This window comes from Cytobacillus praedii (genome assembly GCF_001439605.1).
Lineage (GTDB): Bacteria > Bacillota > Bacilli > Bacillales > Cytobacillaceae > Cytobacillus > Cytobacillus praedii.
Genome location: NZ_LMBX01000004.1, coordinates 51982 through 66538, shown reverse-complemented (window position 1 = coordinate 66538; position 14557 = coordinate 51982). Strand labels below are relative to the sequence as shown.

The 14557-nt window shown below is 37.3% G+C and carries 16 protein-coding genes and 1 pseudogene; 5 read left to right on the top strand and 12 right to left on the bottom strand.

Features of this window, described 5'->3' with window-relative positions; translation table 11 throughout:
• Positions 1 to 52: 52 nt before the first annotated feature.
• The 8 genes from cdaS to ASU02_RS05730 all read right to left on the bottom strand — a co-directional run bounded on the left by cdaS (position 53) and on the right by ASU02_RS05730 (position 6359).
• Entirely contained in the window at positions 53 to 679 is a 627-nt protein-coding gene (gene cdaS, locus ASU02_RS05765) for a sporulation-specific diadenylate cyclase CdaS (RefSeq protein WP_057761896.1), read from the bottom strand.
• Between the two features lie 338 nt (positions 680 to 1017).
• Positions 1018 to 1620: an alpha/beta hydrolase gene (locus ASU02_RS05760; RefSeq protein WP_057761895.1), complete on the bottom strand. Its 603-nt coding sequence runs from the start codon at positions 1618 to 1620 to the stop codon at positions 1018 to 1020.
• On the bottom strand, positions 1620 to 2567 hold the full coding sequence (locus ASU02_RS05755; protein ID WP_057761893.1) for a ring-cleaving dioxygenase: 948 nt from the start codon (positions 2565 to 2567) through the stop codon (positions 1620 to 1622). Before ASU02_RS05755 ends, ASU02_RS05760 begins: the two co-directional genes overlap by 1 nt.
• Before the next feature lie 35 nt (positions 2568 to 2602).
• A complete protein-coding gene (locus ASU02_RS05750) occupies positions 2603 to 3211 on the bottom strand; it encodes a flavin reductase family protein (RefSeq protein ID WP_057761890.1) in 609 nt (202 codons plus the stop codon).
• A 27-nt stretch (positions 3212 to 3238) separates the two neighbouring features.
• The gene (locus ASU02_RS05745; protein ID WP_057761888.1) at positions 3239 to 4177 is read right to left on the bottom strand and encodes a ring-cleaving dioxygenase; all 939 of its coding nucleotides are present in this window, start codon (positions 4175 to 4177) and stop codon (positions 3239 to 3241) included.
• A 335-nt stretch (positions 4178 to 4512) separates the two neighbouring features.
• Positions 4513 to 5106, bottom strand: coding sequence for an NADPH-dependent FMN reductase (locus ASU02_RS05740; protein WP_057761886.1), 594 nt, complete (start codon positions 5104 to 5106; stop codon positions 4513 to 4515).
• Between the two features lie 215 nt (positions 5107 to 5321).
• A complete protein-coding gene (locus ASU02_RS05735; protein ID WP_057761883.1) occupies positions 5322 to 5756 on the bottom strand; it encodes a MarR family winged helix-turn-helix transcriptional regulator in 435 nt (144 codons plus the stop codon).
• A 75-nt stretch (positions 5757 to 5831) separates the two neighbouring features.
• A complete protein-coding gene (locus tag ASU02_RS05730; protein WP_057761881.1) occupies positions 5832 to 6359 on the bottom strand; it encodes a YceI family protein in 528 nt (175 codons plus the stop codon).
• Positions 6360 to 6550: 191 nt separating this feature from the next.
• Between ASU02_RS05730 and ASU02_RS26840 the strand changes: the two are divergent.
• The 5 genes and pseudogenes from ASU02_RS26840 to ASU02_RS05710 form a co-directional block, all read left to right on the top strand.
• Positions 6551 to 6708: pseudogene (locus ASU02_RS26840) on the top strand (MFS transporter); the annotation flags it as partial.
• Positions 6709 to 6854: 146 nt separating this feature from the next.
• On the top strand, positions 6855 to 7547 hold the full coding sequence (locus tag ASU02_RS05725) for a response regulator transcription factor (RefSeq protein ID WP_057761879.1): 693 nt from the start codon (positions 6855 to 6857) through the stop codon (positions 7545 to 7547).
• The gene (locus tag ASU02_RS05720) at positions 7544 to 8536 is read left to right on the top strand and encodes a sensor histidine kinase (RefSeq protein ID WP_057761877.1); all 993 of its coding nucleotides are present in this window, start codon (positions 7544 to 7546) and stop codon (positions 8534 to 8536) included. Before ASU02_RS05725 ends, ASU02_RS05720 begins: the two co-directional genes overlap by 4 nt.
• Positions 8537 to 8653: 117 nt before the next feature.
• Positions 8654 to 9415, top strand: a complete 762-nt coding sequence (locus ASU02_RS05715; protein WP_057761875.1) for an ABC transporter ATP-binding protein — start codon at positions 8654 to 8656, stop codon at positions 9413 to 9415.
• The gene (locus ASU02_RS05710) at positions 9405 to 11249 is read left to right on the top strand and encodes an FtsX-like permease family protein (protein ID WP_057761873.1); all 1845 of its coding nucleotides are present in this window, start codon (positions 9405 to 9407) and stop codon (positions 11247 to 11249) included. Before ASU02_RS05715 ends, ASU02_RS05710 begins: the two co-directional genes overlap by 11 nt.
• 653 nt (positions 11250 to 11902) lie before the next feature.
• Here ASU02_RS05710 and ASU02_RS05705 read toward each other — a convergent pair.
• The 4 genes from ASU02_RS05705 to ASU02_RS05690 all read right to left on the bottom strand — a co-directional run bounded on the left by ASU02_RS05705 (position 11903) and on the right by ASU02_RS05690 (position 14316).
• Positions 11903 to 12652: an ABC transporter permease gene (locus ASU02_RS05705; protein WP_057761871.1), complete on the bottom strand. Its 750-nt coding sequence runs from the start codon at positions 12650 to 12652 to the stop codon at positions 11903 to 11905.
• On the bottom strand, positions 12653 to 13411 hold the full coding sequence (locus tag ASU02_RS05700; RefSeq protein ID WP_057761869.1) for an ABC transporter ATP-binding protein: 759 nt from the start codon (positions 13409 to 13411) through the stop codon (positions 12653 to 12655). It lies immediately after the preceding gene.
• 169 nt (positions 13412 to 13580) lie between these two features.
• Positions 13581 to 13922, bottom strand: coding sequence for a DUF1048 domain-containing protein (locus ASU02_RS05695; protein ID WP_057761867.1), 342 nt, complete (start codon positions 13920 to 13922; stop codon positions 13581 to 13583).
• Positions 13923 to 13995: 73 nt separating this feature from the next.
• Positions 13996 to 14316 (bottom strand): PadR family transcriptional regulator, encoded by a 321-nt coding sequence (locus ASU02_RS05690; protein WP_057761865.1) that lies wholly within the window; start codon positions 14314 to 14316, stop codon positions 13996 to 13998.
• Positions 14317 to 14557 lie beyond the last annotated feature (241 nt).

Here is a 14557-nt window from a genome sequence, read left to right as displayed (position 1 = left end):
CTAAATTTTTTTACATAGACATTATTCCCTAACTAATTTGCTATGTTGTAACTTAAAAAATAATGGGCTGAGTCGTGTTAATTGGATATAGATTCCCGTTTAAAGCAAGAGAAATTTTCCCAGTTTCCTCGGAAACAACAAGTGCAAGGGCATCACTTTGTTCAGATATTCCAAGAGCTGCACGGTGACGTGTTCCAAGTTTTCTTCCCTCAAATACTTTATTTGTTAAGGGTAGAACATTCGCTGCCGAAACAACAACATTTCCTCGGATTAAAACAGCCCCATCATGGAGAGGGTTCCCAGGGTAAAAAATCGATCCCAACAATTTAGGTGTTACCATTGCTCCTATTGTTGTCCCTTTTTGAATAATCGTTTCAATGGAATCGCCACGCTCCACTACGATCAATGCCCCGTGCTTTAGTTTTGAAAGGTGCTGTACAGTAGAAGACAAATCATTATAGGTGTCAGTAAAGGAGGATAAATAGCAATTTAAATAATAGGAGGCAGCTGTAGATTCTATTGTATTAAGCTCATTTTTAATATTTTCTAGACTTCCCAATACACAATAGTTTTGATTACTGAGAACTTGTAAATTTGATTCCAGTAGATGAATGATGTGTTTAATCCCGTTTTCTAAATTCCTTTTCATAGGTGAAAAATCACAATTTATGTTGTCCATGAATGTCCCTCCAGCTGGTTATGCTGCATCTAATGATTAATAAATTCCCCTGATTGAGTTTCTCTAAAAGATCTCTGCTTAAAAGTAGAGTGGAATAATTATGTTATTTTAAGTGTTCCCTCGTTTGTTAAATAAATGATTAATGCATTAAATGATAATTCTTTTTTTATTTTAAAAACTAAGAAAAAGCTAATCGATAAGTTTCCGATTAGCTTCAAAGAATAATGATTAATTTGTTTTTACCCATTTTGTTTTCGCTATGTCCATTTTCTATCCCTCTAGAAACTGCAGTCATCCTAAGAAATCCCTTTGTGCATAGCGAACGCCCAAATAAAACATTACAGCTTCAAATACCACTCCGAAGCTTTTTCTACTTCATTGATGGTCAATTGATGACCTCTATTCTCCCAGTGAAGTTCTACATTCGCATTCGCTTTTACCAGTAAATTTTGTAATTCTACTGACTCCTCCGGAGAGCAAATCGGATCGTTCGTTCCTGCCGCGATAAAGACGGACTTCCCAGATAGGTCTGGAAGCTCGATTCCTCTTCTTGGAACCATAGGATGGTGAAGAATCGCACCTTTTAATGCATTTTGGAAATGAAATAGCAGGCTGGCTGCTATATTTGCTCCATTTGAATAACCGATAGCGATGATGTTGTTCCGATCAAATTCATACTTTTCTGCAGCTTCCGTAAGGAAATCATTTAATTCCTTCGTTCGAAAAATTAAATCCTCTTCATCAAATACACCTTCAGCTAATCTGCGAAAGAATCTAGGCATTCCATTTTCTAATACATTTCCTCTAACACTTAACACATTTGCTTCATCATCTATTCTTCCTGCTAATGGCAGTAAGTCCAGTTCGTTCCCACCGGTACCATGCAGCATTAATAACGTTGGCTTTGCTGGATTTTGCCCCTTATTAAATATGTGTTTCATTATTTATCTCCCTCCTCTAGTACACGTGCCTTCACATCAGGTAACATTTCCTCTAATTCTTCTCTTTTCGGTTCTAACCAGGATGGCAGCATCAGTTTCCCTCCAAGCTGGTCAACTGGTTCATCTGCCGTAAATCCTGGAGGGTCTGTTGCGATTTCAAAGAGAATGCCGCCGCCTTCATGAAAATACAGCGCTTTAAAGTAATTACGATCAAGGATCTCTGTTGGATAGTATCCTTTTTCAAGGAGCAGCGTTCTCCATCTTAGATGCTCTGCTTCATCTTTAGCTCTCCAAGCGATATGGTGAACCGTTCCAGCTCCCATTAACCCTCGAACAGCTGGTTTTAAATGGATGTCAATTGTATTCCCAATATGTGCCTGAGACTTAAATCTAAGAAATTCTTGTTCTTGGCCAATACACTCCAATCCCAGAACATTTTCTAATACATCCGCTGTCTTATGTGGCTGTGCAGAATACAATACTGCTCCAGTAAACCCTTTTATTGCATTCTCCTTGTGAACTTCCCCAAAGCTCCAAGTATTCATAGGTCCTTCTTCGCGCTCAACTAATTCAAGATGGAGTCCGTCTGGGTCATTAAATTTTATATAGGTTTCACCAAAACGATTTGCAGTGGTGTATTCCACATCAAATTTTTTCAATCGATGTTCCCAAAATGGTGCAGATCCCTTAGGTATTGAATAGCTAGTAACACCTACCTGGCCTGTTCCAATTCTTCCTTTCAGCTGTTTAGCCAATGGAAAGAAAGTAATAACTGTACCTGGTTCTCCAGTTTCATTTCCAAAGTAAAGGTGATATACTTCTGGGCGGTCAAAATTAATTGTTTTTTTGACAAGTCTTAACCCTAGTACCCCTGCATAAAAATCAATATTTCGTTGCGCATCATTTACCATTGCTGTGATATGATGAATACCTGCTGTATTAAGCATATTTTTTCGCCCCACATCCAAATTTTGAAATTATCCTATTTTGGCCTTTCTATTTCGAAAATCTCACCGATTTTTGCGTAAGATTGTCCTGCCAATCTGCTTATGGCTGCTAGTCCCCTAGAATCAATTCTTCCTTTATCATAAATCCCATCTTCTATATGAAATTGAACGACTCTTCCAATAACCATATCACAGCCAGGAGTATCTGTGCCCCCTAATTCTAAGGATTGCTCTAATATACATTCCATCCGAATTTTCGATTCTTTAACACCCGGTACGGATATCCGCATACTTTGAACAGGTGTTAAATCTGCTGCCTCTACTTCACTTTGTTCAGATGGGAGGCTAGCCGCTGTTTGATTGATTTTTTCTACATTTTGTTCATCAACGATATGGATAACAAATTCTTTGGACTCCAAGATATTTCGGGCAGTATCCTTCATTTTCCCGTTTGAGCGTTGAATGGATAACGATATCATTGGAGGTTTGGATGAAACAATATTAAAATAGCTAAATGGTGCCCCGTTCAAAACTCCATCTTTCGACATCATAGTAACAAATGCAATCGGTCTAGGAATGATACTTCCTATCAAAAATTTATAATTCTCTCTTTCGGACATGAAATCTGGGTCAATCGATAGCAAAGTGATCATTCCTTTTCAAAAAATAAATTAGTCCAGCTCTCTTACTTCAATCGGTATCAATGTTCGTTCAAGCTGTTCTCTATATTGCTCATACTGCTCAGGCAACATTAATTTTTCACCCATCGTTTCTTGGGACTCATCATGAGAAAACCCTGGAGGATCCGTTGCAATTTCGAATAGAATTTCTCCATGCTCTCTAAAGTAAATCGCATTAAAATAATTTCTATCCTTTACTGGAGTAACACCATACCCATTAGCCGCTACATATTTTTGCCAATCTAATTGATCCTCATCATCTTTGGCCCGCCATGCAATATGATGAACCGTTCCAACTCCCATTTGCCCTCGGCCAATAGTAGTCAATTTTAGGTCGATGATATTTCCTATTTCAGCCGTTGAACGAAAGCGAATAAAGTCTCCCTCTTGTCCCACTTCTTCTAGTCCCATTACATTTTTTAATAATTCAGCTGTTTTGTCCGGTTGAGCAGATAATAGAGTTGCTCCACCAAAACCTTTGATCGCTACTTCAGGTGATATCTCTCCGAAAGTCCAAGTATTTCTTTCGCCTTCTTCTCTTTCAACTATTTCCAAGTGAAGACCATGTGGATCATCAAATTCCAAAAACTCTTCTCCAAAACGTTCCATGATCGTATAGTGAACATTATATTTTTCCAATCTCTTTTTCCAAAAACTCAATGAGCCCTTCGGAACAACATAGGAAGTAACCCCTACTTGTCCATCTCCAATTACTCCTTGGCGAGCCCCTGCCCATGGAAAAAATGTAATGATCGTACCAGGCTTTCCGCCTTCATTTCCAAAATAAAGATGATAGGTTCCTGGATCATCAAAATTGACAGTTTGTTTCACTAAACGTAATCCTAATACTCCTGCATAAAAATCAACATTTTCCTGTGGGTGCCCTACAATTGCTGTAATATGATGTATTCCCATTATTTTTTTACTCATTTTTTCACTCCTATTTTTTCTTTAAATTATTTGAACAAACTCACTAACCGTTATCCGGGGGCTTTCTGCTTTCCGCTTCCCCTTATTAAGAATCTTTCCTTAAAGGTACTAACCAAAAAATTCATATAAGTTTAATATATCAATAGTTACCTGATTGAAGTATATCTGTTCTCCCTACACTCTTTTCTTTAGTATAATTACTGAGCACATCCATCAAATTTGTTTGATAATGATCTGCTCAATCTTCATACTCCTTTGAATGATTGTCATTATATACATGTGCATTGTTTATGCACATGTATATAATATAAATTTCAGTTAGATTTACTTTTAAATTATCGGATTGTGAATAATGCTTTTGACCAAGGAAGTAATTGATCTAACATTTGGTTAACTGAATCCTCTTGTACTGCCTTTGGTTTAAAGTCAGTACCGTTTTCAAAATCAGTGAATAATGATAGTGCTGGATGTACACGAACGTCAGCAACTAATAATTCCCCTAAAATGCCACGTAAATGTTCAGCTGCACGAGCACCGCCTACTGAACCGTAAGAAACGATCCCAGCCGCTTTGTTATTCCACTCTTCACGAAGATAGTCTAATGCATTTTTAAGAGCTCCTGTAATTGAATGGTTGTATTCTTGAACGATAAATACGAATCCATCCTGAGCTGCAATAATTTCTGACCATGCTGCCGCTCCTGAAGCATCTGCACCTGCCTCACCAAGTAATGGCAATTTGTAATCTGCAATATCAATAACTGTATAGTTAGCGTCACCGCGTTTGTCTGCGATTTCTTTTACCCATGCACCTACTTGTGGACTTACTCTTCCTTCACGTGTAGACCCTAAAATAATACCAATGTTTAATTTTGTCATCGTTTCTTCCTCCTCTTGTTTAACTCCAAATAGTTTAGTTAAAAATCCCATTTTAATTTTTCACCTCCTTACAAGTATTCCTAGTCCAATTCCAATTTATAAACTATATGGATTTGCCGTACTAATTTTTCAATTTGTTTGCAGTTTGATTCGAACTGCTTGTAATTTCTTAATAAATCTTAATAAATGATATAAACCTTTTAATGCGCTCATGACAGTTCTCTCTATTTTAATTATCTCGAATTTGAGATTATTCGATAAAAAAATTAGCTGTTTATCGCTCTGCAACCTACTCGCTTTAATAATTCAATTGTTTGTTTAACCTCATCAGCATTTAAACCATCAAAAATTTCTTCAATTTTGATTGCATGTTGTGGAAAGATTTCATCCATTAATGCTTTGCCTTCACTTGTCAAAACTGCATATATAACACGTCGATCTTCTGGACATCCCTGGCGTCGTACATACTTTTTTTGCACTAGTTTATCTACAACATAGGTGATGCTGCTGCTGGAAATAAGAACCTTTTTTCCAATCATTTGAATGGGTTGGTCACCCTTATGATACAACAGTTCTAGACATGCGAATTCCGTAGGATTTAACCCATAATTTGCTACATCTTTTCGAATGACTTCTTGAATAGCTTGGGAGGCACGAAGTATGACAGTTTCAGCTTTCAATTCATCACTAGCTCTACCCATTCGTATCACTCCTTAAGACAAGTTGATGATTCTGAATTTATCATGTAGTTTCAGCATCATCTCACAAGCTTTAAATTATGCTGCTGGATTTACTTCTAATTCAACTTTAATTTTGATATCCTTTCCCACTAAGACGCCACCTGTTTCAAGTGCTGCGTTCCATGTAAGGCCAAATTCTTCACGGTTAATTTTTGCTTCTGCTTCGAAACCATACACTTCAACGCCCCATGGATTTGTTCCTTTGCCACCGTATTCAACATCGAATGTTACTGGTTTAGTTACACCCTTGATTGTTAAGTTACCAGTTACTTTGTAGTCATCCCCATCTTTTGTAATGCTTGTAGATGTAAAGTCAATGGATGGGTTATTCTCTACATCAAAGAAATCAGCTGATTTCAAGTGATTATCACGATCTTCATTTTTGGTGTTAATACTAGCTAGGTCAAAATTAAATGAGATTGCAGCAGTTGTTAAATCTGTTAAATCATCCGCTTCTACAACTGCTGTATAAGAATCAAACTGACCTTTTACTTTTGATACCATCATGTGCTTTACTTCAAAACCTACTGATGAATGTGATTGATCTACTGTCCATTTTGCCATTTTAACTTCCTCCAATTTGTTTAGGTTAATTTTCATCTCGAATTCGAGATATATGTTCAAAAAAATAAGTGTTTCGTTTTTATTTGAATTCAAATATCTTTAACTCGAGATAAATTTATCACATGTTCTTACTCATTGTCAACATTTATAAATAAATTATTATTTCCGTTTTTTGATTCTCCTATTTCCTTATTAATGGATTATATATGACTATTTTCTTTTTGGGAGGGGCCCTTGGTTCATGGTTTGGAAGTTATACTACTCTAAATTTACTAGTGAAATAACTTACTTATTGGAGCAGCTTAGCCTTTTAATGGCTTTAATAAAGTTATTAAAAGTACATGCATGAACTAACTTTCAATGGACCTCAAAAGGATTTGCTTAAGTTTGATCCCATTGAAAGTCAATTTAATTTTCCCCTATAATAATATTGAAATGGTAGATCAAAAATAGAAGATAGGCGAGTATACTCGCACCGATACACAGGGGGATGCAATGTATAAACTATTAATCGTTGAAGATGAAATGAATATTGCGAACACATTAAAAAATCATTTTGAAAAATATAATTATGTTTGCCATATTGTAGAGGATTTTGAAAGGGTACTTGATACTTTCCAAGAATTCCAACCGCATCTCGTTATTATGGATATTAATCTTCCCGCCTTTGATGGCTATTATTGGTCTCGAAAAATTAGGCAAGTATCAAATTGTCCCATTACAATCCTTTCTGCTCGTATGAGTGAGTTAGATCAAGTGTATGGGATCGAAAATGGGGCAGATGACTTCATAACCAAACCTTTTTTAATGGATGTAGTTCTAGCAAAAATAAATGGACAAATTCGCCGAGTCTATGGGGAATATGCGGAGGATTTGCAAACTCGAAAGTTGAAAGTAGGAAATACTACTTTAAATTTGGATACTGTTCGATTATTTACACACGAACACGAGATATTATTGACAATAAAGGAACTTCAGTTATGTTCTGTCCTCTTTGAGGCATTCCCTAACGTTGTGACAAGGCAGCAGCTGCTGGGAGCCATTTGGGATAATGAGACATTCGTCGAAGAAAATACACTTACAGTCAATATTGTTCGATTACGCAAAAGATTAGAAGCTATTCATTCATCATTAGCAATAACAACGATCCGAGGGATTGGCTATCAATTAACGGAGAAAAGCGTATGAAGCTTTTTTTTCAAGATCATTTAAGCTTTATCATTCTTTATATTATCTCGATGATTTGCTTGCCAATTGTCATTCATCGACTTGATGACATGAGCAATCATTATGTCTACTTTATCTTTTTAGCTATCCTTTTATTAGCCATTCTTCTTTTATTTCGATATCTTCGACGCAAAAAAATGTATGCACATTTGAATGAAAAGGGATTGGGGGCAGATGAGTTATTGATTCATCATCCTCAGGCTCCGGTTGAAAAGGCATATGCAAATCAAATGCAATTTATTCAGTCCCTTTTTCTTTCAAAAGAGGATGAGCACAAAGATTTCTTACATGAACAGCAGCTAATGGTTTCCCAAACTGTTCACCAAATGAAAACACCGCTTTCTGTCATTCAATTACTTATACAAACGAATCAAATGAAAGAACCAAGTTTACTCCTAGAATGGCAAAAAGTAAAAAAAGAATGCGATAAAGTGAATTTCTCTTTAAATCAGCTATTAACTTATAGCCGTTCATCCCAATTATTAGCTGATCTAAAGATTGAATCGATATCCTTAAAGAGTCTAGTCCAAGAAGTGGCTAACGATTTAAAAGATTACTTTATTGAGATGGAAGTATACCCTAAAAGTACAATCGATGAAAAGATCTTCATTTATTCTGATCGTAAATGGCTTAGAGTTGTTCTCTACCAGCTCGTAAGCAATGCTGTGAAATATGGTGAAAAGAAATCCTTCGTTCTCATTCATTATGAAAATGGTCAGTTATGGATCAAGAATAAAGGCGAAACGATACCAGAAAGTGAAATTAACCGTGTATTTGAATTGTTTTACACTGGAACAAAGGGACGCATTCAAGGTGAAGCAACTGGTATCGGACTATATTTAGTCAAGAAAATACTCTCTACACTGCATCATCCATATAAGTTATCCTCTGCTCATAATGAAACAATCTTTATGATTGATTTTACCGGAAGGTTGACGGCTGCCAAATAAGGCAGCCGTTTTTGAATATGACAATTCTGTCATATTGCTGTCATGTTGAAAGATTTTATGGGGAGAACGGTTTGTTTATACTAAACGTATCAAAGAGCACCAAGGAGTGAAACCGTAATGACAAATACCATTTTAAATGTAAAGCAACTGCAAAAAGAATATACGGGTGAAATCACATATAAAGCTTTAAAAGGCATCGATTTTCATTTAGGGGAGAAAGAATTTGTTGCGGTGATGGGCCCATCTGGCAGTGGAAAAACGACCTTCCTTAATTGCATTTCCACCATCGATCGCCCTTCTAATGGTTCAATCATAATCAATTCAAAAGATCCCTATAAATTAAATGATGATGAACTAGCAAGGTTTCGACGTACAGAATTAGGCTTTGTCTTTCAGGATTTTAATCTTGTCCACACATTAACAGTCGAGGAGAATATATTGCTTCCTTTAACACTTGATTCTGTAACAGAGAAAGATATGAAACAGAGTTTAGCGAAAGTCGTTGCCTTTTTAGGGATTGAGGAAATATTAAAAAAGCGAACGTTTGAAATTTCTGGTGGACAGAAGCAGCGTGTGGCGATTGCAAGAGCAGTTATTCATAATCCAAAATTATTATTAGCAGATGAACCGACTGGAAACTTGGATTCTAAATCTGTGAATAGTGTGATGACGTTATTTGAATCGATAAATAAAACCTTTAATACAGCCATTTTAATGGTGACACATGATGCCTACGTTGCTAGTTTTGCTGAGCGTGTCATTTTTATACAAGACGGTATTCTCTATAATGAGATCCATCGCGGCAAAAACAAACAGCAATTTTACCAAGAAATTATGGACACACTCACATTTTTAGGTGGTGGCCAGCATGAATTTTAACCATATTGTTGTTCAAAATATTCTACGCGATAAGTCGACATACATTTCTTACTTTATAAGCAGTGTATTTTCTATATTAGTTTTTTTCCTGTTCGCAACTACAGCTTTTCATCCAATGTTGGTGAAATTGGATACGACTAGTACATTAGGAATAACAATGCTGTTAGCCAGCTTCTTTATTTATGTTTTTTCTATTGTCTTTATTATCTATTCGTTGTTCGCTTTTTTGAAAAAGAAAACGAAAACGCTAGGTACCTTTATGATGATGGGTGCTTCCATGAGGCAAATCCGCAAAATGGTTTTTAGAGAAAATATGATCATTGCTGGTGCAGCCATTATTACAGCTATTGTGTCCGGGCTTGTTATTGCACCGTTATTTTTAATGGTTGCCAAAAAGATATTACGAGCGGAAACCTTTGGCATGTATGTCCCAATTAAAGCTATCCTATTAACGGTTGTTTTATTTTCTCTTCTTTTCTTAGTTGTTACCAAATTTATGACACGTATGATTAAAAAGGAAGAAATTGTTCAACTTTTAAAAGCAGATATTACACAGGAAAAGCTGATTAAACCTGCACCATTTAAACTAATAGGATCCATCATCGTGAGTGTGTTTATGCTCTTTTCTATGATAAAGGAAATGAATTGGGTGGCATCCTTTGGAATGATCTCTTACATTGTGTTGTTTATTAGTCTATTATTAGCTATCTACTTTACAATCACACAAGGAATGTTAGCAGCCATTCGTGTATGGCAAAAGCATCCGTCATATTTTAGAAAAACCAATATGCTATTTGTTTCAAACTTAAAGGCGAAAGGACGTTCACATGCCCATATCATCTATTTATTAACAATCTTACTATTGGGTGCCTTTGTTTGTACAAGCGTACTATATAGCTCTTACTACAATGTAAAGGAAAAAACAGAAATATTATATCCTTATAGCTTCCAATATACGTCACTCCCTGGTAACGAATTAGAAGCTAAGAAAGATAGCACATTTATTGAAGCGACCTTAGATGAAGCAGGTAATTATGAAGCATACTACTCTTCCTTTAAAACCGATGAAAAGCGCAGGATTGCTTTTATGTCTGTTACGAATTTCAATCAGCTTGGCCAGCATAAGCCTCTAACGTTAGACGACAAGGAGTATTTTGTTGCAGCTGGTCATGAAGGTGTTCATCCTAACAAAGACTCCATTCAGGATTACCCATTTGGAAACCTTGAATTTACGGGGTTAGAAAACAATAATATTTTATCAACCGGATTACAAAATGTATACTATATCGTTCCTGATAAAGTATATGAAACAATTAAGTATCCAGAGTATAAAATATTTGCTTATGAATTGGATGATTGGACAAACAAGGTCCATACAGCTAAAACGATTTTATCAAAAATTAATACAGAACCTGATGTACGCTTAATGGCTTCTAAAATTGAATTATATGATGTGGAAAAGTTTGTAAAAAGCATAATGTTCTTCATTGGTTTTATGCTAAGTCTGATTTTTATGAGCGCAGCAATGAGTATTCTTTATTTTTACCTCCAAACATCACTTGAACGAGAAAGAGAAAAATTTTCAGGCATTAGAAAAATTGGTTTCTCCATTAAAGAATTAGCATCTGTTGTGACAAAAGAGCTGGCAGCCTTAATTTTTATCCCTTTTACATTTGCGGCCTTTATTTTATTTGCAACTCTGTTCGGTATGCATAACCATATCTCACTGGCATTTTATCAACTAACAGCCATTGGCTTAGGTATATTTTTATTGCTGTTTATAATTAGCTTTTTCTTTATTCGGAAGGGTTATTTAAATAAACTTGTGAATTAACGATGTCTGAATTTAACCAGCAAGTAAGTATAAAACAGGTGTGGTTGATTGTCTGACAGGATTTATTTTAAATAGAATGATATTGTGTTAACCGTAAATTGTTCATCCCTAATTAAATTTAATACAGTAATTTAAGAGTGCGAAATTTTTAATCATCGCACTCTGTTTTTTCTACGTTATTAAACAGAAATAGGGATGCAACTCTTATCATTTCCTACACTAGAAATGCCCTATAATCTTCATACCGAAAAGGTTGGAATTATTTCCCGCACTTACGACACCTGTTACTTAAAAATAGGCATAGATCTGTAATTACCCTTACATTAAACGAACAAGTGCTGGTATTTCCAGCAGCAGAGTACGAATCCTGTTTAACTGCCTGTGACTTCATGTACAGATTCTCCCCAACTGAACGGAACTTTAGAACAAGAAAAAAGCGATTATCATAATTGAAATATTGCACCCATTTATACATAAAGAATGAGCGCTATGATTACTACTGAAAAGTGCACGATTGTTAAATAACATGAAAGTGTTATTTCGACAATCATTATAAAAATAATTAAAGCACGGAAAGTTTTTCCGTGCTTTCTCAAACATATATTTTAATTTGGAAGATTTAGTTGTCACGAAACACCGAACTGATGATGTACTTAACCTAATTGGCGTTTAAATACTTTACTGGCAAGGAAATAAGCAATGACCATGATGCCGACGCACCAGGCAAGCGCGATCCAGATATCGTTGCCAACAGCCCCATCATACAAGAGGGCACGAATCGAATTAACAATTGAAGTCACAGGCTGGTTCTCAGCGAACGCACGGACAACTTTAGGCATCGTTTCAGTAGGAACAAAAGCTGAACTGATAAACGGCAGGAAAATCAATGGGTACGAGTAGGCATACGACCCTTCCATAGACTTCGCTGTTAATCCAGGAATGATCGCCAGCCAGGTCAGCGCAAGCGTAAACAAACCGATTATTCCAGCTACAGCAAGCCACTCTAGGATATTAGCGCTAGAACGGAAGCCCATTAATAGCGCGACAAGGAAAACCACCACGACAGTTAGCGAATTGGAAACAAGGGAGGTCAACACGTGAGCCCACATGACCGACGAGCGCTTGATGGGCATGGTAATGAAACGGGCCATCAGCCCACTCTTTATATCCGTAAACAGCCGCAAAGAGGTGTAGGCAACGCCAGATGCGATGGCCATCAGCAATATTCCCGGCAATAAATAATTGACGTAGTTATCAGTGCCGGTCTCAATGGCACCGCCAAATACGTAGACAAACAGCAGCATCATCATAATCGGCGTAATCGCAACTGTGATAATCGTGTCTGGGCTGCGCATGATATTACGCATTAAACGCCCTAATAATACACCAGTTTTGCTTTTCATTTACATTACCTCCTTTTTGCCGATAATCGCGAGGAAAATTTCCTCCAATGTCGGCTGCTTCTCGATGTACTCTACTTTTGCTGGCGGGAACATCTCTTTAAGTTCAGTAAGGGTACCGGTCGTGATGATTTCTCCTCCATGCAGGATAGCAATACGGTCCGCCAGTTGTTCTGCTTCCTCCAGGTACTGCGTGGTCAGCAATATAGTCGTACCGGCTCCGGCGAGCTGCTTAACGGTATCCCAGACTTCAATCCGCGCTTCGGGATCAAGCCCTGTCGTCGGTTCGTCGAGAAAAATGACTGAAGGCTTCCCGATCAGGCTCATGGCTATGTCAAGCCGGCGTTTCATCCCGCCGGAATACTGGTCCGCCCGGCGGTTTGCTGCGTCATGCAGGCTGAATCTTGCAAGCAAATCATCAGCGACCCCGGCGGGATTGGATACGCCTCTCAACTTGGCGATCATTATCAGGTTTTCTCGCCCAGTGAGCATGCCGTCTAAAGCTGCGAACTGCCCTGTTAGGCTGATACACTGGCGAACATGATCCGGTTGACGCTGAACGTCAAATCCGCAAATATCTGCTTTGCCGTCATCAGGTTTCATCAGCGTCGAGAGAATGTTAACCGTCGTCGTCTTCCCCGCTCCATTTGAGCCCAGCAAGGCGAAAATTTCACCACGCCGTACCTCTAAATTCACTCCCTTTAAGACGTCCTTGTCTTTAAAGGATTTTTTTAGCCCTTTTACAGAAATCGCTATAGTCATACTTTTTTCCTCCTTATAAGATGCTCCTTGCAGAGTTAGTTTGTTATACCCCTCTATTTAGTCTCACTGATATTCTGTATTACTTACTACTTATCAAAAATATAACTGAATAGCGAAGGGAGCAATTCACATTTGTAACCATCTATTCAGTCGGCATAATCTATTGAATTTACTTTTTTCCTAATTGCTTCATAATACTTTGATTCAAGTCTTCACGATACTTGGCGACATAGGTTTTAGCATTTGCTACTAATTCGTCAGCAAAGGACGCCACATCATCCCCAGTGATATCCAGTACCTGTCTGCCATCCGCCGCACCGGCTTCGAACAACTCGATTAATTCATACTGGATGTGCAGCATATCCATCCCGTTGCCTGATGCGAAATTCCACATATAGTTTTGAATTTTCTTAAATACAAACTGGTAATCCTTTGGCAGGGCTTCAACCCGAGCCATCATCATTTTATACTCTTTTTTATCACCAATCATTTTTTTGAACATTTCCATCATGTTATTTTTCCTCCTTTTTTTTATAAAGCTGAACTAGATACTCTCAAACTATCGGATGGAGTATCTTATGCAGCTAGACAGACTTCAGAACGTTTATTTTTGATGATACATAATCCCATTTTTTCCAAAACAATTCAAGTTCTTTACGGCCTTCCTGATTAAGTGAGTAAAACTTGCGGGGCGGCCCCATATCTGAAGGTTTCTTTTCTACGTTCACCAGTTTTTTCCTCTCTAATCGCACGAGGATAGTATAGACCGTCCCTTCCACGACTTCGGTAAACCCAAGCTGGTTCAGGCGGCGGGTTATCTCGTAGCCATAGGTTTCATGGCGGCTGATGATTTCCAGTACACAGCCTTCAAGCGAACCCTTAAGCATTTCAGTTAAATTTTCCATGTTCAGAGCCTCCTCTATTCCGTCTGACTTATATTCAGTATTACTTATTACTAAGGAAAATTTTCACTTAATAGCTTTTAGAAAAACATGCTATTAAGTAATACTTATCTCATGTACATTGTCATACAGTTTAGTATAGCCCCAATTATTTTTCTTAGAGATTTTTCCACCTCACTATTAAGTGTCATTGGTATCCAGTATCACTGACTACAGGTATATCGTATCACGCAGTAGATTGACT

Coding starts and splice junctions, on each gene's coding strand:
- cdaS (WP_057761896.1), bottom strand. CDS start 679: ATGGACAACATAAATTGTGATTTTTCACCTATGAAAAGGAATTTAGAA.
- ASU02_RS05760 (WP_057761895.1), bottom strand. CDS start 1,620: ATGAAACACATATTTAATAAGGGGCAAAATCCAGCAAAGCCAACGTTA.
- ASU02_RS05755 (WP_057761893.1), bottom strand. CDS start 2,567: ATGCTTAATACAGCAGGTATTCATCATATCACAGCAATGGTAAATGAT.
- ASU02_RS05745 (WP_057761888.1), bottom strand. CDS start 4,177: ATGAGTAAAAAAATAATGGGAATACATCATATTACAGCAATTGTAGGG.
- ASU02_RS05740 (WP_057761886.1), bottom strand. CDS start 5,106: ATGGGATTTTTAACTAAACTATTTGGAGTTAAACAAGAGGAGGAAGAA.
- ASU02_RS05735 (WP_057761883.1), bottom strand. CDS start 5,756: ATGGGTAGAGCTAGTGATGAATTGAAAGCTGAAACTGTCATACTTCGT.
- ASU02_RS05730 (WP_057761881.1), bottom strand. CDS start 6,359: ATGGCAAAATGGACAGTAGATCAATCACATTCATCAGTAGGTTTTGAA.
- ASU02_RS05725 (WP_057761879.1), top strand. CDS start 6,855: ATGTATAAACTATTAATCGTTGAAGATGAAATGAATATTGCGAACACA.
- ASU02_RS05720 (WP_057761877.1), top strand. CDS start 7,544: ATGAAGCTTTTTTTTCAAGATCATTTAAGCTTTATCATTCTTTATATT.
- ASU02_RS05715 (WP_057761875.1), top strand. CDS start 8,654: ATGACAAATACCATTTTAAATGTAAAGCAACTGCAAAAAGAATATACG.
- ASU02_RS05710 (WP_057761873.1), top strand. CDS start 9,405: ATGAATTTTAACCATATTGTTGTTCAAAATATTCTACGCGATAAGTCG.
- ASU02_RS05705 (WP_057761871.1), bottom strand. CDS start 12,652: ATGAAAAGCAAAACTGGTGTATTATTAGGGCGTTTAATGCGTAATATC.
- ASU02_RS05700 (WP_057761869.1), bottom strand. CDS start 13,411: ATGACTATAGCGATTTCTGTAAAAGGGCTAAAAAAATCCTTTAAAGAC.
- ASU02_RS05695 (WP_057761867.1), bottom strand. CDS start 13,922: ATGATGGAAATGTTCAAAAAAATGATTGGTGATAAAAAAGAGTATAAA.
- ASU02_RS05690 (WP_057761865.1), bottom strand. CDS start 14,316: ATGGAAAATTTAACTGAAATGCTTAAGGGTTCGCTTGAAGGCTGTGTA.